The following is a 24,690-nucleotide window of genomic DNA, read 5'->3' as shown; positions in this document are numbered from 1 at the left end:
GTGGGGGCGGAGCTCAATGCCGAGATGGAGCACCAGACAGCCAAGGACACCACCACAGGTGCGCAGCAGCCGATGGGCGCGCGAGGTGCTACGGTCGCCGACACGCTGGGCGGATCGGCCGATGCCGCCAACCAGCAGTCACGTTTGGACGAGCGCAAACTGTAGCGACTTACTTTGCGTCTCCCCGCAACTTCGCTTGGCGCAAATGACGGTGTTAGATGGCCGTCATCTTCGAACAGGCCTATGGAGCGATGTGAGGTTATCCTTCCATCACCGGAAAGACAAAGCTGCGTTCAGATGCCGCTCCCTCGGTAGCGAAGTCCCAGATCATGCAACTGCCGGTCGCGAAGCGATTTATGCCGTGAAGAATATGATGGCGAAAGGCGTTAGCGGTGGGGAACGCTAATGCGCGATGCGTCGGTTGAATTGCCGACAACGGTGGCGCTCGTGGCTACCGTGACTTTCGCCGAAGCTGCCTATTATAGCGGCTAGTCGATTTTCCCCAGCAACCGCTCATATTCCCGCTCCGGCTCGCTGTAGGTGCCATCGGCCAACTGGAACAGACCATCACGATCTCTGATGACGATCTCACCCCGCGTGGCTCTGATTAGGCCCCTACCCTCAAGCTCCTGGATTGCAACCGTGACACCCGGTCGCCGCACACCGAGCATGACGGACATGAATTCGTGGGTGATTGCAAGCCGGTCGGTGCGGACGCGATCGTGGCACATCATAAGCCAGCGAGCCAAACGTTCGTCCAACTTCGACCGTGCGTTTACCAGGGCGGTGTAGCTGGTCTGAATATAGAGGGTCTGGACATAGAGAAGCAGAAGAGCCTTCAGCGCAGTGCTCTCAGACAGAGCAGACGACAGTGCCGGGGCTGGAACTCGCAAGCCGCTTCCCGCCAGTTGCATATAGGTGTCATGTGCGGCGCGATCGCCGCCTAGGGCCACTAAGGCTCCGGTCATGCCTTCCATGCCGATCAGGCCGACCTCGGTATCCCGGCCCTTAGGTAGTTTGGCGACTACCGACGCGATGCCGTCTTCCAGGAAATACACGTGTTCGATAACGGACTTCGTCGACTCAAGCTGGGTCCGCATCGGCAGCGCTACCCGTTCCATGTTGGGTTCGATCGATGCCAGATCGCCAGGGGAAAGTCGCCGCAATAAAGCATTTTGATAGGGAATATTGGGCTGGTTAAACATAACTCCACCCTCGGTAGGGCAAGAGCTTTCTGATCTCCCAGCCGTTCGCGCCCGTGACAACGTGCGAACGATAAGACTACACATGGGGTGCTAAAGTCCCGAAGCCAATCACATTAAGCATTAAGGGCGGGTACCGGGCATTCTGGCGGCATCCGAGAAGGGAAATCGCAACACCAATGCGTGTTTTTCGTCGCATATCTCAAAGAGCGCGCCTGTCAGCATTGGCTTCCCGCTGAGCAGTCCTTCCGCCAGGATCTCCTTGGCGGAGGCCATCGCGTTCTCCTCAGCCTGCGCCAAATCCGCAAATTCCTGCCCCTCGAGGTCCTCCATGAGGTGCCCCTCCTCGTTCCGGATATGGAAAAAATATCTTGGCATGCCAGTCCACCTCCATGGACTATCTAGATGCATGGAGGCTCATGGATAGTGTCGGAAACGTACCAACCGGGCATATGTATGAACCGGACATTCGACGTGTATCTGAGCGCTGGCGCAGGCCAGCGGTCAGCTGACGCTGTCGGTGATTTCTGACCTGTCGAACAGCACGCCGAGACCATGCTCGACGGCACAGGCGGCGATCATGTCATCAAGGGCTTTCCCGGACACAGGGCAATTGGGGAGGACTTCCCGTATGGCGGTTTCAGCTCTCGATGTTGAAACCACATCGTGCCGTCTTTTCCTGGTCTCCATATAGTGGTCGACTAGGGTTTTCAGACGCCTTGCCGCAATCTCATCTGCAAACATTGTTGTTCACTCCTGTCAGTCAGGTCGCCCGCAAACAATGGCCCGCCCCTGTACGAGGGCGGGCCAATCCGATCGAGTGACCGGTGATCCGAGTGAGGGACCTGGATCGCTAAAGTAAGTCCGAGCGGGATTATTCGTTCCAAGGCGGCTACGGCTTGGTAATTCCCGTACATTGATTCCGATGCTGAGGTGCACGCCGGACCTCGCGGCCGGTCAGGTGCGTAGGAATTCAGCAAGAGAGCAGGTCGGATGGCGCGCGCGCCAGCGGTCAACAAACTTCACTGTTTCGCGCGCTCATTGCTTTGTTTCACCTGGCATCGCAAAGCACTGGCGCGATCCCCGCTCTCTCTCCGCGCTTTTTGGTCCGGACACCAAAAAGCCCGGTTCATGCGTTGAACCCGGCGAAGATCTGCTTTGTCCGAATCTGGGTTTGGCGCCGGATCATCCGTCGCGCCCCGCATTGACGACAAATCTGCACGGAGGACTCAAGATGGGCGAAGAACGGCACGAAAAAAACCAACACCGCGCATACCAATTTGGGAACGTGAAGGCAGTAGACACGGCGATCACGAGCGACACTGGCACCAGGCTAAAGCCGAAATTGATCGAGAGGCCGCACTGCCCTTACCGCAGACGATGCTCTTCCGGAAACTCGCGAGATCGCCAGCTCGGACGCTATGACCGTTGAGGCCCTGGCAATGCGAACGGGCATAGGCGGTGACCAGGCCCAAGAATTGATCGATAGGCTTGGCAATGATCGCGCGGCCATCGAGGAAGCCGCGCGGAGCCTTAAGGCGGCGGGAGGGTGACCTCAGCGCGGCAATCCTCTTGTCACACGGCTCGGAATGTTCGCCGCGCCTTATTCGTCTTGTAAGTAAGCCAGTTGGTGCCCCGATCGGCGCCCCCAGTCCAAATCACAATGGGCAACAACCAACGAAGCCGCAGGTTGGACGGGCGAAGACCACGCCCAGCCGGTCCAGCCGCGGGCGGACCATTTCGAGGATTGTCCAGTGTGCGGACAGGACTTCGACAAGCGCGGCGTGGGCCAGGTGCTTCATCATGTGAAGACCAATCACCGGCTGGGTGCGGCCTATGACAAGGGCGCGCCGCCGTCGTCCGGAGGCGCGTTCTCTTGTTCATGACGTGCTCATTGATCGTGCTTTCGAAGCGCCGTTTAGCTAGGCAGCTTCCTGCATCGCTCTCTCGTTGACGCTAGCCTCTCCAAGCTGCGTCAGCGCTTCGTCAGTCGCCTTTTCCTCTTCGAGCGTCTCCTCGAGCAGTGGCACGGCATCCTTTAGGCCGAGCAGTCCGGCCCAGGTAATCAGGGTGCCATAGCGGGCGATCTCATAGTGTTCGACCGCCTGCGCCGCCGCCACAAGCCCAGCGTCCAGAGCTGGAGCTTCCTTGAATTCCTCCAGTATCTCCTGTCCTTCCTCAATGATGCCGTCGATCGCGGGACATGTCTTTCCTTGTGCCCGTTTGCCGAAAATCTCGAAGACCTGCTGCAGCCGTTCGATCTGAGCCTCCGTCTCGTCGCGGTGCTTTTCGAATGCGGCGGTCAGTTGGTCAGATTCGGCACCCTTGGCCATCTTCTTCAGCGCAGCCAGGATTTTGCGCTCAGCGTAGTAGACGTCCTTCAGTCCGTCGTGGAAAAGATCTTCGAGGCCCTTGGCCTTGCTCTGCGATTCATTTTTCATAGCCATCGTCGTCTCCGAATGTGAGAAACGCGTGTCTGGTGGCACGCGCAGCTTTAACCAAAGTGGGTGCTGTTTGTTCCTTTGGCCCGATCGGCAATCCTCTGTGCCTGGACGTCATCGACGTAACCGAACAAACCGCAACGCCCCTCAGTAGTGCCTCACGCCTACACGGGCCTGGAATGCGAGGGATTGAGGCAGCGCGCAAGCGGCCATTTCGCTGGATGCCGGCGAAACGTGCAACCCGCCCCGGTGTTCCGTGCACGAAAGAAAGCCCGCGCCCTTCGGGAAAAAAGGACGCGGCCCATCGGGAGTCATCCATGTCGCAGCTGCACAAATGAAACTTTCAGCCCGCGCCGAAGTTCCACACGGAAACAAGAAAGGCCCGCCGCGCCTTCAGCCGCGCCGCTCCACTGGCCACCAAACGAAATATGAAACCGGCGCCCGAGGGGATGGGAAGGACTCGGCCTGATCAGAGGGTGCAGTCCGATCAGCACTAGGGCAAGTGCTGCACGACCCGAACGCATTGGCTCGGCCAGGTTCCCGCACGGAATACAAGCCCACCGCCAGAACCCGCCCTCGCTCGATTTCAGCCAAGCCGCCTACCGTCTCCCCGAATGCCAGGTCGGAAGAACGGACGAGCGTCTGTAACCGAGAGCGATCACGGCTGAGTTCTGGAGGACGAGTTCCAGGATTTCTATCCCGTCCAGACTCCAGCCGTGCCTGCTTGCCACGGATGAGTTTGCCTTCGGACAGCGGCGCTTAGCCTGCCGTTAAGGAACAACAACGCCCAAGCCGAGTTTGGTGGTCCAGGAGGTAACGACAATGCGCATACTGAGAACCTTCTTTGAATACTTGTGGCGCTCGAACAGCAAGTTGCCAGCAGCCCTTGCGCCGCCCGTCGACGCGATCGTTCGGCTGCTGAAAGAAAAGCAAAAACTCGCTACAAAGAAAGGACTTGGTCGACCAGAATAGACTGCTCGCGGCTGACCGTAACGCAGGATGTGGCAGCATCACGCGTCACCTTGCCTATCTGCAGCTTTAGCCGGAACTTGCCATCGGGAACGGTGCGCCCGCGGCAGGCTCGGGCATGCGGCAATGCCTTGGTCACCTGGAGCAGCGCCAATCGGCGCCGTGTGTATCGGCGGCAATCACGAGAGAAGGAGGATCAGGTTCGCTCAATTCTGGCTGGCAGGTGACGACATGTCTTTTCGTGCAAGGCCCCGCACAGCTTCAAGACCCCGTGGGAAGCCGCTGCGGTTACTAAAATCCTGCGGTTGCCGGCGGCCTCGAGCGTGCCGGGCGCTTACCTTTTGCGCCGTCAATAAATCGATGAGTGTCACACCGGCAACGAGCACCAATGCAAGTCCGACGTTGTCACGTTTTGGATTGTCATGCCGGAACGCCCATAGGAGTGTTCCGATGTCGAGCCCATCACCGGCCACACGGCTCCAAAGCCCGAACTGTCTGTCTGCCGACAAGGACAGAAGGCCGCTGCTGAGTTCACGCGCTCCATAGGCGCGGATCACGCCTTCCTTACCAGGTATGCCGAGTGCGCGGGCGATGCGCTCGGAGGCTATGAGTTCGACCATGCCCAGCGCAATGCTAAACCATCCGAGTTTGCGCGCTACCATATCGGAGGGCGCGAGCGCCTTCGGGCCAGATTTTACGACCTTTGGGTCGCTTGGCCGTCTGCTGAGATTGCCGAATTTGCTAAGCATGTTCATGACACTGATCCTATGGCTTCAGTACGACTTTGACGCAACTGTCCTGCTTGTCGCGAAAGATCTTGTACATCTCGGGTCCTTGTTCGAGCCCGGCAGTGTGGGTGATGACAAACGACGGGTCGATCTGACCTTCTTCGATGCGGCGCAGTAGGTCGTCGGTCCAGCGGTTCACATGGGTCTGGCCCATCCTGAAGGTCAGGCCTTTGTTCATGGCTTGGCCCATCGGGATCTTGTCGACGAACCCACTGTACACGCCCGCGATTGAGATGACGCCGGCTGGCCTGCAGACATAGATCATTTCACGCAGCACGTGGGGCCGATCGCTCTCCATCAGCATCATCTGCTTCGCGCGGTCATAAACGGTGTCTGGTTGACGAAAAGACACGTGACTTTCCATCCCGATGGCGTCGATGCATTTATCTGGCCCCTTGCCGCCTGTAAGCTCGTTCAGCCTTTCAACAACGCTCTCCTCCAGGAAGTTGATGGTGATCGCGCCGCCCGCTCCGGCCATGGAAAGGCGTTCGGGCAGGCAATCTATGCCCACGACCTGCTTGGCACCGAGAAGAATGGCGCTGCGGATTGCCATCTGCCCCACCGGGCCACAGCCCCAGATCGCGACGGTATCGGAGGGCTCGATTTCGCACTGGACAGCAGCCTGCCAGCCAGTTGGCAATATGTCGCCAAGGAAGAGGACCTGCTCATCGGAGAGCCCGACCGGTACCTTGATGTGCGTTGCATCGGCAAATGGTACGCGAACATACTCGGCTTGTCCGCCCGGGTAACCGCCGGTCAGATGGGTATACCCAAACAGCCCAGCCGTCGTGTGACCGAACGCCTTGTCGGCGATGTTCTTGTTGCGGTTGGTTCGTTCGCAGACCGAAAAGTTCCGGCGCTTGCACTGGTCACATTCCCCGCAAATGATGGTGAAGGGAACGACGATGCGGTCTCCCTTCCTAAGCGCGCCGTTTACCCCGGATCCAACTTCCACCACCTCACCCATCATTTCGTGGCCCATAATGTCGCCTGGCAGAATTGCCGGAATGAGGTTGTGATAGAGATGCAGGTCCGAGCCGCAGATCGCGCAGCTCGTCACCTTGACGATGACGTCGCGCGGGTCCTCGATCTCGGGATCGGTAACCTCATCGCAACGTATGTCTTCTTTTCCATGCCAAACCAGCGCTCGCATGCTTAATCTCCCGTAGGCCCGGTTCGCGGCGTCGTGAGAGCGAGCTTGGCCGCTTTCCTTCAGGCTGCGAATTAGCTTTCCGAGGTCCAACCGCGAGGCAGCATCCATGTTCCCCGCCTCCGTTAAAAAACTTAGGCCGGCTTTTGAAGGTGGGGCTGACGGCCTTGTCGGAGCGTCGAGAAGGCGGTGGCCGCCCTGCCGGACATCGTTAAGAAGGTCAAGGAAGATTCCCGGCTTCGCCGTGGGCGTGGTGCATGGCGGCAACGTGAAGGGGCCGGTTGCGAGTCGGGGTGGAGAAGGTTGGATTTCAGGTGCTCTCCCTCTATCACCTTCAAAATTGCCCAAACAATTCTCCGGCCCCTTCATGGCTTCCCGGAAGCCCAGCGTTTGCGGGATGTGCGGCCGAAAGCTGGGGAGAGCGGAAACAACTTTCCCTTCAATCTGCTCTCCGAATGTCCATCATTCTCCGAAGCTGGGGAACCTTTTGGATCTTCGGTCCGGCCCATCCGCGGGCACAAACTTTGCGTTTCCGCCAATGGTTCGGCCAATGGCGTCTCTATGACTTGCCCGCAAGCACCGCCGCAACCTATAGGTTTGCAACTAGCCTTATGGTTTGCTAGCTTCACCGTAGGGATGAGGAGATGCGGATTTTGTACCGCCTTTGGAAGTGGCTCTTACGTCCGAAAGCGCTGGGTGCCGGAGCGAACAGGGAGGAGCTATCACCGAGTCATCCGTCCTCCATCAGCGAAGCACGTCTCCTGGACTTTTTGGCGAACACGACTGATGGTGTGTCGTTCTATGATCAGGACTTCCGCCTGACGCACTACGCAACCAACCTCAAAAGCATCCATAGCCGCCCGCTAGTTGCGGGCGACGCTCTGTGGGAGATTTATCCGAACGTCGACACTGAGCTCATCGAAAAATTTGTTCGCGTGCTGCGCGGCGGCACTCCAATAAAGGTCAACCTCCCGGGTGCGGGGGGGGTGGCGCCCGGTTCGGGGGGCGTTTTGGGGGCTGCTATTTTATTTGGAATCATTTAATCCATCGAACGGGCGGGGGGCGGGGGGGGCTCACCGGAAGAGCAAGAGCGTATGATGCTCCTTCATCAGGCGACGCACGACGCATTAACCGGATTGCAGAACCGGCGGGGGTTCAGCGAAAACCTGCAACAAGCTCTGTCGGTGGTCGATGAGCCAAATGCCACTGCCCTGCTGCAAATCGACCTTGACGGTTTCAAAGCGGTCAATGACACACTCGGCCATGGCACGGGCGATACGTTGCTTCAACTGGCAGCAGGCCGGATCCGGGACACGCTTCAGGACGGCGAACTCGCATACCGGTTAGCTGGAGACGAGTTCGCCGTCATTCAATCGCGTACGGGACAGCCCGCCGAAGCGGAACGCCTCGCGGGGGCGTTAATTGAAGCATTCAAGGCGCCGTTCATGATCAACGACATCCCCGTCTTCGTCGGCGCGAGCATCGGAATTGCATTCGGACCGGGACACGCGACCGAGGGCGAGCAGTTGATGAAGGCCGCGGATATCGCCCTTTATGCCGCCAAAAGAGACGGACGCGGCTGTGCGCGAATTTTCAATCGCTCGATGCAGCTCCTGCTCGAACAGCGTGAAAACCTGAGGCGCAGTCTTCGAATGGCGCTGGACCGGAACGAGCTTTATCTTGAATATCAACCGCTCATTCGGGCTCCCGCGTCGGTCGTGGGCTTCGAAGCGCTGCTGCGATGGCGGCATCCCGAAGTCGGGACCATTCCTCCGAGCGTGTTCATACCGATCGCCGAAGCCGACGGTCTCATGGACGAGATTGGACGATGGGTGATCGAAGAAGCCTGCCGCCAAGCAACGAGATGGCCGTCTTCACTGACGGTCGCCGTGAACCTGTCGCCGGCGCAGTTCCTGAGCGGTTCGCTCACGGACACGGTTGCTCAGATCGTCGACGCAGTCGGAATCCGCGCCGACCGGCTTGAGCTCGAGATTACCGAAACCGTTCTTCTCGAGCAAACCGTCGACAACATTGACACACTGAATACCCTGAATGTCCTCGGGATAAGGATCGCGCTAGACGATTTCGGCACCTACTACTCCTCGTTGAGTTACCTTAAGAACTTCCCGTTCGACACATTGAAGATAGACCGATACTTCATAAAAGACTTAGAAACCGATCGAAAAAGTCAGACGATCGTGCGATCGATCATAGGCATGGCGCACGGCTTGGGGATAAGCGTCACCGCGGAGGGAGTTGAAACGCCGGGACAAGCACAGTGGCTGATCAGGGAAGACTGTGATTACCTCCAGGGCGATTTCCTTGGACGGCCACTCGGAGCCGAGGCGACGCGCGATTTCATCAGGCGATCTCCCAAGGAACTAATACGCGAAAGTGGGGACGAAATCTGGCGATCCAGCGTCCGGCCCCATGCATAGCGGCGTGGACGAAACTGAGGGGTCGCATCGCTTGACTAAAATGCAGCCAGAAACGAGTGAGGAACGCCAATGAATATTGCTTCTCATGCCGAAGATGGCGAAGCAGTCTTTGAGACAATGATCCAGATCGATTTGGACGTCAAAACTTTTATGTCTGATTGGATACTCTGCGATCAACTCTCGACCTACTCGGCGCGGATGATCAGCCATAACAGAACTGACTCCGTACGGCATTCAAACCTCTTTTCCTCTGCGTTGAACGAATTATTGGAGGTCGCCTTTCGTACGCGGCATTACGGCGGTGAAATAGCCTGTAGAGTGTCCCGCCGGGGCGAGACGGACAGGATCGAACTGACATTCCCTTGCATGCCCGAAGAACGACAATTCTTTGAAGAAGCGGTGTTTCAAATTACGGGATCCGAGGCAATGGAGCGCTATCTCAACTCAGTGTCCGGAGACCTCGCGCCCAGTCGTGAAGTCGTTCTCCTGGAACTCGCCATCGACTACAACGCGACCCTTCGAGTCGAGCAAGTCGGCGCTGAAATCATCACTCTTGTCGTCGATCTTCCGCTTGAGGGCATGCCAAGTTGAGCGCGTACAACCTTTTCCCGCGTTTCAGAGCGCAATACGATGCAAACGATCAGGAGTTCTCGATATCGGGAATACTGCGGCCCCAATCGATCGATGAGCTTGCGCCCAGCATTGCCCTGTTGAAGGAATCAATCGCTCGTGTACGCGGCACTCTGTACGTAAACGTCAAACGATTGACGCAAATGAACAACACCGCATTTCATGCTTTCTCGCGGGTCATTATTGACGCCTGTCGCGTTCGACCAGATCTCAGGTTCGTACTCGTAACGTCAAGCGTTGTCGGGTGGACGACCAGAAAATTCGGGCGCCTGAACGGAATCGAAGCGAACATCACTGTTCAAGAGTATGACAGTGATTTCTATCCGGGGCAGAGCTTCCTCGAAGAAGGCGGGTTCATTCCGATCCTCCGCACACAGACGAAGATGACTTGGCGCCACGAGCGCACAATCTTGCCGCGACACGGCATGCAACCCGGTATCATCATGGCCGACATCTGTTGCGGAATTGGTGATTTCGCCGTACTCGTGCAGAAAGAATTTCAGCCAGCACGGATTGTCGCTCTCGACCATTCCAGATCAAGCCTTGCTTATGCGCGAAGCGTGGCTGCGGCGTTCGATATCGGAGGAATTGAATACACCTATGGCGACGCGTCAGAAATGCTGCTCGACCAAGATCAGTTTGACTTGGTCACATGCCGACACTCCCTGCAGGTGTTCAACAAGCCCGAACTGATTCTCAAGGAACTCTTTCGCATCTGCAAGCCGGGCGGACGCGTCTACATCACGAATGAAAAGAACTCGCACTGTCTGGGCGAACCGCGCGCCGATAGCATCCAGTGGACCTATAATGAAGTCGCCAAGCTTTGGGCGCACTTCCAGATGGATATCGAGCTTGGCCCCAAAAGCCGTCGATACCTGGTCGAAGCGGGGTTCGAAGACATTCGAGTCGAGTCTTTCGTGGTCACCAACCACGACGGCGATCCGCAGGACTTCGCAGATGTCGTCGCGGCATGGGAGAACGTCTATGCAGGCGAGATGGCGACAAAGCGAGGTGACCCGCCGGCGTTCATCAGACGGTTCCGACAGGGTTTCCAGGATCACATTTTCGCTGCGCTCCACCCCAAGGGATATGCCGGCTGGCCAATCTGGGTTGCATCGGGACGTAAGCCACTGTGAGCGAGTCGCATGCCATTTCCCCCAAACCCTGGTCCGTTTTCCGGCCTAACAGCTTCCGCGCGAAATTCATAATCGTTGTAGGCGGGGCGGTGCTGTTCGACCTCCTGGTCGGTGGGAGCGTCGCCCTGTGGAACGTCAACCGGCTTTCCCGCGACGCGACGTACCAGATCGAGAGCGGCCTCACCAAGGCGAGCCAGGAATACCTCCAGAATTATATCGAGACGACTGCTCTGCGCGCCGATCTCCTGTTCGACCAAATGCACTCCGAGGTTACCGCACTTGCAGGCTCCATGCAGAGACTGATCGATCATCCAGAGGCGAAGGAGGCAATCGGCAACGCGCTGGCGACGGACTCCTATTTCAATGCGCCGCTTATACATGACCCCAAGGGAAACTGGATGCAGAGCCCACAAGGGTCGCCTTCGGTCTTGAGTATTTGGGGATATCTTCTCTCCCCCGATGGCCGACCGAAGCCCGAAATTCTCCACAAAATTCAGGAGAGTGCGGCGTTCGACATTTTTGGCCCAAGCCAAATGGCAACAGGCGCCAGGAAGTTGCAGGTCTATTACGTTGGACCGAAGGCAGCACCTATCATGCGCACGACTCCTTACTCCGATCAGGCGCAAACCTTCGACAAGCTCTATCCGGGCCACAACAACGCAAATTTCTGGGATTTCTTCTTTCCTGGCGTCTATGAGCGCTGGCAGGGGTGGATCAGGGACCCGAATTCGCGCCCCGTAACAGGCGATGACATCACGGCGACTGCCCCATATATCGATGCGATTACCGGCAAGCTCATAGTGAGTTTTTTCCATCCGCTCTGGACGAAGGACCGCAAGGATGTCGCCGGCATGGTCGCTTCCGACGTGACGCTCGATCAACTCGCTGAAATCGTCGAAAGCGTGAAGGTCGCTGAGACGGGCTTCGGTTTTCTCACCATGTCGAATGGCAATGTGCTCGCGATCAAGCCCGAAGGCGAGAAAACGCTCGGGCTCAAGATTGCAAGCGGTGCGGCGGGTCAAGGCGTTACCGGACTCGATCGCTCGCTCAAAAAGAGTACGCATTCGGCCGTTGCGGCGCTCGAACTTCCTGCCGACGACAAGACGGTCATCAAGCATATTTCGATTTGGGAGGAGGATGGCGAAGCCGAACCTCACATCGTCGCGCTTCGCCGACTGGAGGCAGTCAATCTCTGGAACAGCACGGGGTCCATCACAGCCGAAAACCAGATGCTCGGCTTCGTCGTCCCGGAGCGGGAAATCTATGCTTCCCTGCTTGCAGCGCAACAGAGCATTTCCAGCGCGACCAACCGGATCCTGGTCTCCCAGATCATCGCAATTATCATTTCGCTCCTGATTGTCTTTGCGGCTGTCTTCGGAATCTCAAAGCGGATCACCGCAGGCCTCAGCGCGCTTGCAGCAGCCGCAAAGCGGCTCCAGGCACAAGACTATTCAGTTCGAGTAAGCATTCCGACGCATGACGAAGTGGGAGAGGTGGGGGTCGCGTTCAACCGGATGGCGGAGGAGATCAGCTTCCATACGGAAAATCTCGAGCAAATCGTCGATGAAAGAACGAAGGAGCTTGAAGACGCAAATCAGGAGATTTCCGCCCTCAACAGCAAATTGCGAGATGAGAACCTCCGCCTTGGTGCAGAGCTTGCAGTTGCCAAACATATCCAGATGATGGTTCTGCCGAGAGCCAGCGAACTCGAAGCCATCCACGGGGTCGAAATCGCAGCTTATATGCGGCCGGCCGACGAGGTCGGCGGCGACTACTACGACGTCTTGCAAGAGGGATCGCGGGTCAAAATCGGGATCGGCGATGTGACAGGCCACGGGCTCGAAAGCGGTGTGCTGATGCTGATGGTTCAATCCGTTGCACGCGCGCTGCAGGAGACTGGCGAGGACAATCCACGTCAGTTTCTCGATCGACTGAACAGAGCCATCTATAAAAATATCGAACGGACCAACACCGACAAGCATCTCTCGCTGGCCTTTCTTGACTTTGAGAATGGGAGGGTGACCCTGTCAGGGCAGCATGAGGAGGTTCTCGTCGTTCGTGCAAATGGAGAGATCGAGCGTATCGATACCGCCAATCTTGGTCTGCCGATCGGCCTCGAACGCAACATCTTGCCGTTTATCGCAACGCGCGACATTCCGTTCAACAGCGGCGATGTGATCGTGCTCCACACGGATGGTGTGACCGAGGCGGAAGATCAGGAGGGAAAATTGTTCGGTTTGATACGCCTCTCTAACAGTGCGCGCCACTATCATCGCAGGAGCGCCGAGGAGATCAAAACTGGAATTATTGAGGACCTGATGGCGCATATCGGAACACAGAAAATCCACGACGACATCACGCTCGTGATCATGAGGCACAAGTAGGAATGACAACACTGTTCGGAACAGCCGACTTTGCAATTGGAATGAGAGAGAGCGTCAGCCGCGTGCGATTGTTCGATGGACCTCTCGATCTGAGTTGGCATCATTGCGCTACTACTTCGGACTTCATCGCGGACGTTTTTGCCCTGCGCTTCCAGTCTTCTCGCAACGACTACAGGGAAGTGCGACACAGCATTGGCTATCTAGTCAACGAACTGATTGAAAATGCGGTCAAGTTTCGTGCGCCAGGCGAGATCACCATCGAGGCGGCCATAGAATCGGAAAGTTTTAAAATCAAGGTTTCGAATGTTGTTGACGTCGAAACGACCGCTAAATTTCAAAATCTTCTGTCGGAGATCACAGCCGGCGATCCGGGTGAGCTCCTGATCCAGCGAATCGAAGAGAATGCCGCGGACCCTCAGACAACAAATTCCGGTCTTGGATTGCTGACGTTGATGAGCGACTATGGCGCGAGCCTGGCTTGGGTCTTCAGCCCCGCCGACGAAAGGGACCAGGTTCGCCTGGAAACATATGCTTCAATTGTGGTATCATCAGAAACTTATAACTAAAACGAAATGAAGACAAAATCGTGGACATAACAACGACAAATTATCGCGTGTGGAACGAAGGAAGCGATGTTTATTTTGACGGCGTAATGAGGTTGTCCAGTTCTGAGGCCTATGCGCCCATTTTGCAGCTAATGATGAATGTCCTTACCTCCAATCCTACTACTATAACGATACATGTATCAGACTTGGAGTTCCTTAACTCGTCGGGCATTAATTTATTGGCCAAATTTACCATAGAGGTCAGAAAACATCCAGAGATCCAACTCATTGTCCGGGGAAGCTCGGAAATACCTTGGCAGTCGAAATCGCTGCCAAATCTCAAAAAACTACATCCTGCGATGGTACTCTTCGTTGGCTGACAGGCGGGTTTATCCAGGCGTCAAAGACCATTCGGCTACACTTTCCGGACGTCTGCCTTTTGAGATGCGAATCGAAAAGGACGGGAGCGGGCTCATACGCTCTGGCATCCGGCTGAATGCCGCTTCCGAGGCGGCGGCCGAAAGGCCGGTCAGGGTCATGACTTCCGGTACGGCTGAACGTCGGCGTTGGAGACGCCATATCGCGGCTCCAAACCAGGACCGTTCCGTCCTTACGCTGCCTGCACGTTTTTCGAGATCCGCGCCCACTCCGGAATCCAGTCGCGGTGCGCGGCGAGCAGGTCGTCGACCAGCGACCAGATCTGGTCGAGATCAAGCTCGGCGGCGGTATGCGGATCCATCATCGCCGCGTGATAAAGATGCTCGCGGTTTTCCGTCATCAAGGCCGCGACAGTCAGTTCCTGCACATTGACATTGGTGCGGATGAGCGCCGTCAGTTGCGGCGGCAAGGTGCCGATGAAGGTCGGCTGGATGCCGGACGCATCGACCAGGCACGGTACTTCGGCCGCGCAATTTTCCGGCAGCGAGGTGATGCAGCCATTGTTGCGGACATTGCCGTAAATAACCGAGGGCTCGCCGGTCCAGACCGAGTTCATGATCGAGGAAGCATATTCATGGCTCTCCTCGATCTCGATGTTCTCGGCGCTCCGGTAGGCAGCCGCCTGCCCTTTCCACCGCTCGATCTGCTCGATGCAGCGCTTGGGATATTCATCGAGCGGAATGCCGAATTTCTCGATCAGATCGGGCCTGCCGTCCTTGATGAAATAGGGCGTGTATTCGGCGAAATGCTCCGAGCTTTCGGTGACGAAATAGCCGAGGCGGGTCAGCACCTCGTAACGCACCTTGTTCGGGCAGCGCGGATTCCAGTGGCTGGGTTTCGGAAATCGCCCGTCGCGGTAGCCGCGCACGAGATCCGGATAAAGGTCGCGGTAGCTGCCATCAGCCTGCCGATGCTCGAATTTCAGGTAGAAGGCCATGTGGTTGATGCCGGCGGCACGGTAACGGATTTCCTCGAGCGGGATTTCGAGATCTCGGGCGAGCTCGAAAGCGGTTCCCTGCACCGAATGGCAGAGACCGACCTGCTTGATGAGCGGATACTTTTCCGCAATCGCCCAGGTGTTGATCGCCATCGGGTTGACGTATTGCAGGAGGATGGCGTCGGGGCAGATTGCCATCATGTCTTCGCAGATTTTCCAGAGGTGCGGAACGGTGCGCAAACCCCGCATGATGCCGCCAACGCCGAGCGTATCGGCGATCGTCTGGCGCAGGCCGTATTTCTTCGGCACCTCGAAATCAGTGACCGTGCAGGGCTCGTAGCCGCCGATCTGGAAGGCAACGACGACGAAGTCCGCGCCTTCCAGGGCCTTGCGCTGGCTGGAATGCGTCTCGATCGTCGCCGCAGAGCCAAGCGTCTTGACCAGCTTTCCGGCGACGATCTCGCTTTCTTCCAGGCGCTGCGGATTGACGTCCATCAGCGCGATGGTAGCGCCCGAAAGAGACGGCCGCTGCAGCACATCGCCGATGACATTCTTCATGAAGACGGTGGAACCGGCCCCGATGAACGTGATTTTGGGTTGTCTCGTCATGAATTGCGCCTCTTGTCTGCGATTTACGCGGCTACCTCGAACGCGGCCCTGACGAGCCGTTCAGTGTAGGCGGTCCTCGGATGGGAAAGAACCTCGTCGACGGGTCCCTCCTCGACGATTTTACCGTGCTGCATCACCACGACCCGATGACAGAGCGCGCGTACGACCTTGAGATCGTGGGAAATGAAGAGATAGCTCAGTCCGCGCTCGTCCTGCAGCTTGCGCAGGAGGTCGATGATCTGGGCTTGAACGGAGAGATCGAGCGCCGATGTCGGCTCGTCGAGCAGGATGAATTCCGGCTCGAGTGCGATTGCCCGTGCAATAGCGATGCGCTGGCGCTGTCCACCGGAAAACTCGTGCGGAAAGCGCGACAGGATGTTGTGCGGAAGCCCGGCGCTGACAAGCGCCTGCTCCACGCGCTGCAACCGATCACTTTTGTCGTCGCCGAGCCGATTGACGATCAGCCCCTCCTCGATGATCTGGCCGACCGACATGCGCGGATTGAGCGAGGAGAACGGATCCTGAAAGACGACCTGCATGCGCGATCTGAGCGGCCGCATCTGGTCACGTGTCCTTGCGTGGATCGGTTCGCCGTCGAAGAAGATTTCGCCGCCGTCGGCCGTCAGAAGCTTCACCAGCGCCTGCCCGAACGTCGTCTTGCCGGACCCGGATTCGCCGACCAGCCCCAGCGTTTCGTACCGGTGAAGCTTTAGGCTGAGGCTGTCGACGGCGACGAGTTCCTTGAGCCGCGGCTTGAAGAACCCACCATGCTTCAGCATGAACGACACCCGCACATTGCTGCCCTCGAGAATGACGGCTGAGTCCACCGGCGTCGGATTGGCCATGCCCTTTGGTTCGGACGCCAGAAGATGGCGCGTATAGGGATGCTGCGGGTTCTTGAAGAGCGCTTCAGTGGTGTTGTGCTCCTTCACCTCGCCCTGGCTCATGACATAGACGTAGTCGGAAAACTGGCGAACGACCGTCAGATCGTGAGTGATCAGGATTACTGCCATACCGAGCTTCTGCTGCAGATCACGGATGAGGTTGAGTATCTGCGCCTGCACGGTGACGTCGAGTGCCGTCGTGGGTTCATCGGCGATGAGTACGTCCGGATTATTGGCGAGCGCCATGGCGATCATGACGCGCTGGCGCTGACCGCCTGAAAGCTGGTGCGGATATTGGTTGAAGCGGCTTTCCGGGTCCGGAATCTGCACCTGCCGCAACAGCTCCAGCGTACGCTCCGCTGCTTGCCTGCGGCTCATCTTCTGATGAACGCGGATCGCCTCGATGATCTGCGCGCCGACCGTGTAGACCGGATTGAGCGAACTCATCGGCTCCTGGAATATCATCGAAATGCGGTCGCCGCGCAGCGCCCGGCGCTGCCGGTCGGAGAATTTCAGCACATTTTTCCCATCATATTCGATCCGCGAGTGCACGGCCACGGCGGCGCGCTTGGTGAGCAAGCCCATGACCGTGCGCGCCGTCACCGACTTGCCGGAGCCGGATTCTCCCACCACAGCGATGGTCTCGCCGCGATAGAGCTGAAACGAGACATCCTTGACCGCGTCGACCGTTCCGCCTTCTACCTTGAAGGTCACCGCGACATTGCGGGCGTCGATGATCGGACTGCCGGTCCTCACCGCATGATCGTGACGTTCGTCCGGCGCCCTCGAGGTCTTTTCCGTCAGAGCCATGGTGCCGGCCTTCTCAATAGGGATCGACGGCGTCGCGAAGACCATCGCCCAGCGCATTGAACGCAAAGACGGTGACCAGCACGAAACCCACGGGGGCAAGGATCCAGGGATAGGACCCAATGACGGAGTATGTCGCGGTATCCTGCAGCATCAGCCCCCAGGAGATCAGCGGCGGCTTCACCGCGAAACCGAGGAAGCCGAGGAAGGATTCAAGCAGCACGACATTGGGGATCGCCAGCGTGACGGCGACGATGACGTGGCTCATGACGTTGGGGAAAATATGCTGAAAGATGATCCGGCGGTCGGTTGCGCCGATCGCCATCGCCGCCCGCACATAGTCGATCCGCGCCAGCGCCAGCGTCTTGCCTCGAACTTCGCGCGACAGCTGTGCCCAGCCGAGCGCCGACATCACGAAGATGACGAACGCGAGGAAGACATTGGTCGGCGCCGTCACCGGAATCAGCGAGGTGAGCGCGAGATAGAGCGGCAGTTGCGGAAAGGCGAGCACCAGTTCGACGAAGCGCTGCACCCATGCGTCGAACCTTCCGCCGAAATATCCGGACACCATGCCGACCGTCGTGCCGACTACCGTGATGATGAACACCACGGTCAGGGCGATCATCAGCGAAATGCGCGAGCCGTAGATGATGCGCGACAGCACATCGCGGCCGAACTTGTCGGTGCCGAGGAAATTGACCGGGCTTCCGTCGGTGGCGCCGAAGAAATGCCGCTGCGCCGGGATCAGTCCGAATAGCCTGTAGCCGAACCCCTTGACAAAAAAGCCGAGCGTCTGCGGGTTATCGTAGTCGGGGCCGACGATCGGCTGGAACGTGACGGGGTCGAATTCATCTGTTTCACGAATCGGATAGCTGCGCGGCGGAAAGACGAAGTTCCCCTCCCGATCCGTCATGCTGATTGTCTGCGGCGGCGCGAAACCGACGCCGGTCAGCTTCGGATCGACGGGTGCGAAGAACTCCGCGAAAATCGTCATGATCATCAGGAGGCAGACAAGGATCAGCCCTATCATGCCGGTCCAGGATCGCTTCAGACGGCGCCAGACAAGCGCGGTATAGGTTTCATTGCCGTTGCCTTTGGCCGGCGGCACGGAGGCGCAGACTACGGATTGGACGTCGGCTTTCATGCGTCGGCCCCTCCCCCAAGACGAACGCGCGGGTCAAGTGCCGCGAGCAGCATGTCGGCGATGATGTTGCCGACGATCAGGGTCACCGACAGAACCAGCATGAAGGTCGCCGTGACATAGACGTCGCCGATCCACATCGAGCCGACGATGGCCGGGCCGACCGTCGGCAGGGCGAAGATGATCGCGGTTTCGATCTCGCCGGTCAGCATGTAGGGCAGCACGACGCCCTGATACATGACGAGCGGATGCAGCGCGTTCGGCACAGCGTGGCGCATGACCACCGTGCGCTCGCTCAAGCCCTTGGCCCGAGCCGTTTCGACATATTGGGCGTTCAGCGTATCGAGAAGATTGCCCCGCATGACGCGCATGTTGTAGGCGAGCCCGCCCAATGTGGCGATCGCGATGACCGGCCAGACATGCTTGACCAGATCGACGAACTTGCCCCACGACCAGGGCGCCCCGCCGTAGCGGGCGGAATGGAAACTGTTGATCTCAGTGACATTGAAGTGGAACACCAGGATATAGACGATGATCAGCGCCATCAGGAATCGCGGTACCGTCATGCCGAGAAACGAGAACCCCGACAGCACGCTGTCCAGCCAGGAATATTGCCGGGTTGCCGCCAAAACGCCGAAGGTGATGCCGATCACCGATGCCAGGATATGGCAGACGAGCGCCAGCGCCAGCGTACGGGGCAAACGTTCGCCGACCACATCGGCGACAGGCTTGTTGTAGAAGAGACTGTGGCCGAAATCGCCGCGGGTGACGATGCCGGTGATCCAGTTGACGTACTGGACGGGCAAGGGCTTATCGAGGCCATGCGCGATCTTGTAGGCCTGCGCCTGGGCGTCGGCCTTTTCGAAAGATGCGCCACCCTGGTTGATCAGTTGCGAGCGCACATAGTCGCTGTAGTCGCCCGGCGGGGCCTGGATGATCGCGAACGTCACGACGCTCAGGACGAAGAGGACAGGAATCGCCGAGGCGATACGCACAAGCAGAAATCTGAACATGATCGTGTTTGCTTCTCTTGTGGCTCGTGGCGATCTGCTCCTTCACGAGGCGCGGTATCTCCACGGTTCAATTCGCAACCTCCCCTCCGGCGGATGCTCGCCGGAGGGGAAATCGACTGCGGTCAGTTGATCGGACCGCCTTCACCGGGCTTGTCCGGAAGCTGCTCGGGGAACAGCTCGTAGTCGCCCTGCTTGTCGGCAGCGACGAAGACCCGTTCACGGATGATCGTGTCCTCCGCCCAATTGAACATGAAGATCGGCACGCCTTCCGGAATGTTGGAGAAGCGCTTGTTGATGATGAGCGCACCCGGATATTCTGTCAGGCCGATCGTATCGAGATTCGTCGTCGAGACCTTCTGGAACTGCTTCATCAGATCAGCCCGCTCGTCATTGTCGTTGCTGGAGATGAACTTGTTGACGACGTCCACGAGTTCCTGTTCGAACGGCATCAGATCGACCGTGCCGTCCGTTCCTGCCCTGTGATGCCAACTCGTGCGCGGACCGGTCGGGGCAAGCTGGGTCGTGTTCTGCACAACTGAGGTCTGTTCCTGCTCGTTGCGGCGAACAAGCCAGTCGAAGCGCCCGGCATACTGGGTTGCGTCGCGCTTCGCGCCATCGATTGTGTTCAGCACGACCTTGAGGCCAAGCTGTTCCATCTGGCCGACCAGACCTTCCGCGAGATTGCGATCGGTGCTGTAGTCGGAATTCACCAGAAGCACGATCTGTACGTCCGAGCCGCCAGCTGTACCGGCCGGGAAGTTGACGGCGCCGTTGCCGTCCGTGTCCTTCAACCCGACCTTCTCCAGCAGCGCCTTGGCGCCTTCCAGATCGAACGGGTAGTACACCGTCGAGGCGCGGTCGTAAAAGCTCGTGCCAGAGGAAATGCCGCCGGGATAGATCGCGGTGAAGGGTCCTTTGACGAGGGATTCGCCGAGTTTCTTGCGATCGATGGCCATGGTCACGGCCTTACGGAAATCGACGTTGCGGTTGAGCTCGCGTACGGCCTGCGCCCGCTCGTCCGGCTCGCCCCAGCCATTGGCTGAAAAGTTCATGCGCAGATTGTAGCCGATCAGCCGGGCGCCAAAGGCCAACCGCGCGGGAGCCGTTTCCTGTGCGGCGCGCTTCAGCGATTCCACGAAATTTTCAGGTTGCTCCAGGTTCGAGATATCGCCGGACCCGGCGATCGCCTGCACGTCGCGATCGGCCCAGGTCGAAAGCTTGTAGTGCAGTTCGTTGAGATAGGGCAGCTGATTTCCCTCTTCGTCCACCTTCCAATAGTAAGGATTGCGGCGAAGCACGATGACGTCGTCCGAACGGTATTCGATAGGCACCCAGGCGCCCATGACGGGCATATTCAAGTATTCCGGCGGAAAGCCGTTCTTGTACTCGTCGTAGGTGGTGCCCGCATATTTCGGATGCTTGGTCTTCAAAATGTGCGAGGGGCCAGGGCAGAAGGTTCCATAGGCCATCGCATAGAGATGCTGGCGCGGGAACGCGTCCTTAAAAGTCCATTCGATCGTATATTTGTCTACCGCCTTCAGGGTGGTGCCTTCTCCGAACGTTTCCGGTGTTGCACCGTTCAGCGGCGAGACGTTCGGATCGACGACATTGTCGTCCCAATAGAACATCACGTCATCGGCGTCGAAGGGATCTCCGTCGGACCACTTTGCGCCTTCGATCAACTTCATCGTCAGTGTGTGGCCGTCTTCCGACCACTCCCAGCTCCGGGCAAGATTGGGCAGCGGCTCGACGTCTTTGGCATCGACCTGGAAGAGCGGCGCGGTGCGCGTCAGGCATTCGAACATCGCAATGTCAATGCCGCCCCAGCCTTGCGTCTGCCCGGCACTGTAGTTCCAGCCTTCCGGCCGGCCGCCGATGACGTGGCGCATCGTGTCGCCATAGACGCCTATCCCGTCGGGCATGTTGCCTGTCTTGAAGACCATCGGCTCCTTCGGCAGCCGCTCGGCCAACGGAGGCAGTTTCCCGGTCTTGACGAATTTTTCGGTGACCCACTCCGGCTCGCGATATTCGGATAGCGCCTTGAATTCCAGAATTGAATCGCGCGGCACGTAATTGATCTTGCCTTGCGCCGGAAACGGCGGCTGTTCCGGCACGATCGTCGGCTCGGAGGCCACGGCCTGGATCGCGAACGCCGATACACCAAACAGGAGCGCGGCGGCGGTTTTCATGCGGCCAAAAATGTTCATTGTCCTGATCTCTCCCTTATGCTTCGGGCCTGCCGCGATGGCATGGCTCTCCTCCTACAAGCATTCGATCGAAGCGGTATTCCGCTTTCTCAGAAGCGGTATTCCGCTTTCTCGGATGACAGTGCCGTGCTGCCCGAGCGCATTCGCCGAGGCACGATCCTGGCCGCCCGGTTTTCCGGAACATTGGCTTATCGCAACCAATGTCTCAGCCGGCCGCGCGCAATGCGTCCTTTTCGGCCCTGATCTCTTCGATCGAGCGAACCTCGCGGCGGGCAACGCCCTTCCATTCCCGCGTTTTTACCGTCGCGCGGCTCAGCCGCTCCTTGGCGCTGTCGATCGCATGGGCGAATTGCGGCAGCCATTGCGCTTGCGCCACAACCATCTCGTCGACCATCTGCCAGACCTCTTCCGGCGTGCAGATGGCGCCAACCAGCGGATCGTGCAGCACGGCCAGTTTCAGGAGGTCGATGTCGCCGGAGATTGCCGCGTGGACGGACATGCGCTGGACATTAATCGACGAAATGCAGGTCGCGGCGCAGGCTTCCGGAAGCGTGATGCCGGCCACCATGTTGATGCCGAAGCGATCGACGAAACCAGGCGATTCGATGATTGCATCGGACGGAAGATTGGTGATGACGCCTTCGTTCTTGACGTTGAAGTGACCGCGATAGACCCGACCGGTCTCGAGCGCCTCCAGTATGTGGCTGGCGTGCTCGTTCGAGCGGCGCCCGGGATCGAAGGGCTTTCCCGCATCTTCGAGGAATTGCGGGAACTCGGTTTCGAACCAGTTCCGGGTTTCGGTCGAATAGCGCAGATAACCGCCGGTTTCGCCGTGGATCCAGTCCGACATATCGATCCACTTGGCAGTCTCCTCAGGCCGTTTGCGATACCAGGGTAGATATTCCGACAGGTGGCCGTTACTTTCGGTCGAATAGACGCCGAAGCGCTTCAACACGTCGATCCTGAGTTTCTCCTGCCGCGAGAAGACCGGATGCGCCTCGAAGGCGGCGACGAGCTCATCCCTGCCGATCTTGCGGCCCTTGACGCGAACGTCGACGAACCAGGTCTGGTGGTTGATGCCGGAGCAGACATAGTCGAGCTCGCCTTCCCCGGCGCCGAGGATCTCGGCAATCTGCTCGGCCCCATGCTGGACCCCATGGCAGAGACCGACCGTATCGACCTTGCCGAATTCGATCGCCGCCCAGGTGTTCATCGCCATCGGGTTGGCATAGTTCAGGAATTTGGCGCCTGGCTCGGCCAATTCCCGAATGTCCTTGCAGAAATCCAAAATGACCGGGATGTTGCGCTGGCCGTAGAGAATGCCACCGGCGCAGATCGTATCGCCGACGCACTGGTCGACGCCGTATTTCAAGGGGATGCGGATATCGTCGGCATAGGCGGCGAGACCTCCGACGCGCACACAGCTAATGATGTAGCGCGCGCCCTCGATCGCCTTGCGGCGGTCCGTCGTCGCGGTCACCCGTGCAGGAAGCTGACTCGACTTGACGATCCGCAGGAGAATTGACTCGATCATCTTGAGATTGTGCTCGCTGATGTCGGTCAGTGCGAACTCGATGTCGCGCAGCTCCGGGACACACAAAATGTCCGTGAACAGCTTCTTGGTGAAACCGACGCTGCCCGCGCCAATGATTGCGATCTTAAATCTGCTCATTCGAACCTTCTCCGCAAGCGGATTGGACCGATAGGTAAAAGCGGTTCGTAGAAATCCAGTCCAGGCGTGTTATTCGGAAGACACGCAACCAAGCGGCGTGCAACCGGGGTTTCATCCTCATCTCTTTTGTTTTTTGGTCAATATGCGTAAGATCACGCCCCTCCGGTAGGGCGTAGATGCGCTTTGTAGGGTAATTTTGTGCTGCAAAAACTCGTCGACCTTGGACCGGTGATGAAAATGATTTCCCTGCCGCGCGCTCGGCAGCGATTGCACACCATGCCGACGAGCACCGGCTACGACGTGAGAACGGATGCCGGCTACAGCTGGGATGGCCGCAGGCGCGGGCAGACGCCGTTCACAGTGATACAGCACACCATCAGCGGCACCGGAAACCTGCGTTACGGAACCAGGTCCTACCGCATCGCTCCGGGCGAGACGATGCTGTTGGTTGTTCCGCATTCGCACCGCTACTGGGTCGAAAAGGGCGGGCGCTGGGAGTTTTTCTGGATATCGATGCATGGGGCGGAAGCGTTGCGCATCCATAGAGAGGTCCTGGCAACGAAAGGACCGGTGTTCAGCCTGCGGGCAGCGACCGTCGATAATCTGGCCGACTGCGCCTACCGGCTGGTCAAAGGCGACGGCTCAACGCCGGCACGCGCCTCGGCAATTTCCTATGAGGCGGCCATGGCACTCTATGACGACGTGTTCGAACTGCACGGAAATGATGTGGCGGAGAATTCGGTAGTGCGTCAGGTGACTGACTATATCGGTGCGCATCTGCATCTGCCGTTGCCGGTCGATGAGCTGGCGCGGCTTTCCGGTCTCAGTCGCGCGCATTTCTCGCGTGTGTTCGCGGCGCATGAAGGTATTCCTCCGGCTGAGTTCGTCCTCAACAGACGCCTCGACCGCGCCGCAAAGCTACTGACCATGTCCGCCGACCTTCCGGTGAAGGATATTTCCGGCATGTGCGGCTTCGAAGATCCCAACTACTTCGCCAAGGTATTCCGACGTGGCTTCGGCGTCAGTCCGACAGAATTCAGAACCACTGGCATGTATGCAAGCGCCGGTTATCAGCAGGGGCAGATTTTGGACAGATGACAAATAGCGCTGACCTGTCATCCTTTGATTGCTGCTTTTAGCGCGAGAGAGACCGTCAACCTGGTCACTCGGACATCGGCTTTCAGGAGGCGGCAAAGCTGGCCTTGTAAGAAAAAAGCGTCCCGAAAGACGCCTCTCAATAGCTTGATTCCCTTGAGAGAACTTGGAGCGGATGAAGCGATTCGAACGCTCGACCCCAAC

19 protein-coding genes and 3 pseudogenes are annotated in these 24,690 nt (G+C 58.3%); 9 read left to right on the top strand and 13 right to left on the bottom strand.

Going from position 1 to position 24,690, the window contains the following annotated elements; all coding sequences use genetic code 11:
- Nucleotides 1–488 precede the first annotated feature (488 nt).
- The 3 genes from AC0L3D_RS22115 to AC0L3D_RS22105 form a co-directional block, all read right to left on the bottom strand.
- Nucleotides 489–1,205 (bottom strand): Crp/Fnr family transcriptional regulator, encoded by a 717-nt coding sequence (locus tag AC0L3D_RS22115; RefSeq protein WP_473645793.1) that lies wholly within the window; start codon nucleotides 1,203–1,205, stop codon nucleotides 489–491.
- Nucleotides 1,206–1,325: 120 nt separating this feature from the next.
- The gene (locus tag AC0L3D_RS22110) at nucleotides 1,326–1,580 is read right to left on the bottom strand and encodes a DUF6894 family protein (RefSeq protein WP_473630415.1); all 255 of its coding nucleotides are present in this window, start codon (nucleotides 1,578–1,580) and stop codon (nucleotides 1,326–1,328) included.
- A gap of 126 nt (nucleotides 1,581–1,706) precedes the next feature.
- On the bottom strand, nucleotides 1,707–1,946 hold the full coding sequence (locus tag AC0L3D_RS22105; protein WP_128247155.1) for a hypothetical protein: 240 nt from the start codon (nucleotides 1,944–1,946) through the stop codon (nucleotides 1,707–1,709).
- 490 nt (nucleotides 1,947–2,436) lie between these two features.
- Between AC0L3D_RS22105 and AC0L3D_RS22100 the strand changes: the two are divergent.
- Nucleotides 2,437–2,755 (top strand): annotated as a pseudogene (locus AC0L3D_RS22100) (DUF2934 domain-containing protein).
- 369 nt (nucleotides 2,756–3,124) lie between these two features.
- Here AC0L3D_RS22100 and AC0L3D_RS22095 read toward each other — a convergent pair.
- Together AC0L3D_RS22095 and AC0L3D_RS22090 are read right to left on the bottom strand one after the other, a co-directional pair.
- Nucleotides 3,125–3,649 carry a YciE/YciF ferroxidase family protein gene (locus AC0L3D_RS22095; protein WP_128170942.1) on the bottom strand — a complete coding sequence of 175 codons (525 nt, stop codon included), beginning with the start codon at nucleotides 3,647–3,649 and terminating at the stop codon, nucleotides 3,125–3,127.
- A gap of 570 nt (nucleotides 3,650–4,219) precedes the next feature.
- A pseudogene (locus AC0L3D_RS22090) lies at nucleotides 4,220–4,377 on the bottom strand (ATPase domain-containing protein); the annotation flags it as partial.
- 88 nt (nucleotides 4,378–4,465) lie between these two features.
- Between AC0L3D_RS22090 and AC0L3D_RS22085 the strand changes: the two are divergent.
- Nucleotides 4,466–4,615 carry a hypothetical protein gene (locus AC0L3D_RS22085; RefSeq protein WP_473531629.1) on the top strand — a complete coding sequence of 50 codons (150 nt, stop codon included), beginning with the start codon at nucleotides 4,466–4,468 and terminating at the stop codon, nucleotides 4,613–4,615.
- Between the two features lie 203 nt (nucleotides 4,616–4,818).
- Here AC0L3D_RS22085 and AC0L3D_RS22080 read toward each other — a convergent pair whose 3' ends face one another.
- Both AC0L3D_RS22080 and AC0L3D_RS22075 read right to left on the bottom strand, forming a co-directional pair.
- A complete protein-coding gene (locus AC0L3D_RS22080; RefSeq protein WP_473645791.1) occupies nucleotides 4,819–5,367 on the bottom strand; it encodes a hypothetical protein in 549 nt (182 codons plus the stop codon).
- A 10-nt stretch (nucleotides 5,368–5,377) separates the two neighbouring features.
- Entirely contained in the window at nucleotides 5,378–6,553 is a 1,176-nt protein-coding gene (locus AC0L3D_RS22075) for a zinc-dependent alcohol dehydrogenase (RefSeq protein WP_287173313.1), read from the bottom strand.
- A 767-nt stretch (nucleotides 6,554–7,320) separates the two neighbouring features.
- Here AC0L3D_RS22075 and AC0L3D_RS22070 point away from each other — a divergent pair.
- The 6 genes and pseudogenes from AC0L3D_RS22070 (at nucleotide 7,321) to AC0L3D_RS22045 (ending at nucleotide 14,063) form a co-directional block, all read left to right on the top strand.
- Nucleotides 7,321–8,988, top strand: a pseudogene (locus AC0L3D_RS22070) (putative bifunctional diguanylate cyclase/phosphodiesterase).
- Nucleotides 8,989–9,057: 69 nt separating this feature from the next.
- Nucleotides 9,058–9,579 (top strand): ubiquinone biosynthesis methyltransferase UbiE, encoded by a 522-nt coding sequence (locus tag AC0L3D_RS22065; RefSeq protein ID WP_287240397.1) that lies wholly within the window; start codon nucleotides 9,058–9,060, stop codon nucleotides 9,577–9,579.
- Nucleotides 9,576–10,754 (top strand): methyltransferase domain-containing protein, encoded by a 1,179-nt coding sequence (locus AC0L3D_RS22060; RefSeq protein ID WP_473645789.1) that lies wholly within the window; start codon nucleotides 9,576–9,578, stop codon nucleotides 10,752–10,754. Before AC0L3D_RS22065 ends, AC0L3D_RS22060 begins: the two co-directional genes overlap by 4 nt.
- 14 nt (nucleotides 10,755–10,768) lie before the next feature.
- On the top strand, nucleotides 10,769–13,138 hold the full coding sequence (locus AC0L3D_RS22055) for a SpoIIE family protein phosphatase (RefSeq protein ID WP_473645799.1): 2,370 nt from the start codon (nucleotides 10,769–10,771) through the stop codon (nucleotides 13,136–13,138).
- A 2-nt stretch (nucleotides 13,139–13,140) separates the two neighbouring features.
- The gene (locus AC0L3D_RS22050) at nucleotides 13,141–13,704 is read left to right on the top strand and encodes a slr1658 superfamily regulator (RefSeq protein ID WP_023797947.1); all 564 of its coding nucleotides are present in this window, start codon (nucleotides 13,141–13,143) and stop codon (nucleotides 13,702–13,704) included.
- Between the two features lie 20 nt (nucleotides 13,705–13,724).
- Entirely contained in the window at nucleotides 13,725–14,063 is a 339-nt protein-coding gene (locus AC0L3D_RS22045; protein WP_023797948.1) for a slr1659 superfamily regulator, read from the top strand.
- Between the two features lie 230 nt (nucleotides 14,064–14,293).
- Here the strand turns inward: AC0L3D_RS22045 and melA (AC0L3D_RS22040) are convergent, their stop codons facing one another.
- The 6 genes from melA (AC0L3D_RS22040) to melA (AC0L3D_RS22015) all read right to left on the bottom strand — a co-directional run bounded on the left by melA (AC0L3D_RS22040) (nucleotide 14,294) and on the right by melA (AC0L3D_RS22015) (nucleotide 23,391).
- A complete protein-coding gene (melA, locus tag AC0L3D_RS22040; protein ID WP_287259345.1) occupies nucleotides 14,294–15,667 on the bottom strand; it encodes an alpha-glucosidase/alpha-galactosidase in 1,374 nt (457 codons plus the stop codon).
- A gap of 23 nt (nucleotides 15,668–15,690) precedes the next feature.
- Nucleotides 15,691–17,361: an ABC transporter ATP-binding protein gene (locus AC0L3D_RS22035; RefSeq protein WP_473645787.1), complete on the bottom strand. Its 1,671-nt coding sequence runs from the start codon at nucleotides 17,359–17,361 to the stop codon at nucleotides 15,691–15,693.
- 13 nt (nucleotides 17,362–17,374) lie between these two features.
- A complete protein-coding gene (locus tag AC0L3D_RS22030; protein ID WP_128173700.1) occupies nucleotides 17,375–18,502 on the bottom strand; it encodes an ABC transporter permease in 1,128 nt (375 codons plus the stop codon).
- On the bottom strand, nucleotides 18,499–19,512 hold the full coding sequence (locus AC0L3D_RS22025) for an ABC transporter permease (RefSeq protein ID WP_473645785.1): 1,014 nt from the start codon (nucleotides 19,510–19,512) through the stop codon (nucleotides 18,499–18,501). The genes AC0L3D_RS22030 and AC0L3D_RS22025 overlap by 4 nt, the downstream gene beginning before the upstream one ends.
- Nucleotides 19,513–19,634: 122 nt before the next feature.
- Complete coding sequence (locus AC0L3D_RS22020; RefSeq protein ID WP_473645783.1) at nucleotides 19,635–21,719, bottom strand: ABC transporter substrate-binding protein; 2,085 nt, start codon at nucleotides 21,717–21,719, stop codon at nucleotides 19,635–19,637.
- 205 nt (nucleotides 21,720–21,924) lie between these two features.
- On the bottom strand, nucleotides 21,925–23,391 hold the full coding sequence (gene melA, locus AC0L3D_RS22015) for an alpha-glucosidase/alpha-galactosidase (RefSeq protein WP_128173703.1): 1,467 nt from the start codon (nucleotides 23,389–23,391) through the stop codon (nucleotides 21,925–21,927).
- Between the two features lie 231 nt (nucleotides 23,392–23,622).
- Between melA (AC0L3D_RS22015) and AC0L3D_RS22010 the strand changes: the two genes are divergently transcribed.
- Nucleotides 23,623–24,489, top strand: a complete 867-nt coding sequence (locus tag AC0L3D_RS22010; protein ID WP_051407739.1) for an AraC family transcriptional regulator — start codon at nucleotides 23,623–23,625, stop codon at nucleotides 24,487–24,489.
- Nucleotides 24,490–24,690: the final 201 nt, after the last annotated feature.

The organism is Mesorhizobium sp. WSM4837 (assembly GCF_055811435.1).
The sequence above is the reverse complement of the archived record's forward strand: the minus strand, read 5'-3'. Positions and strand labels throughout refer to the sequence as shown.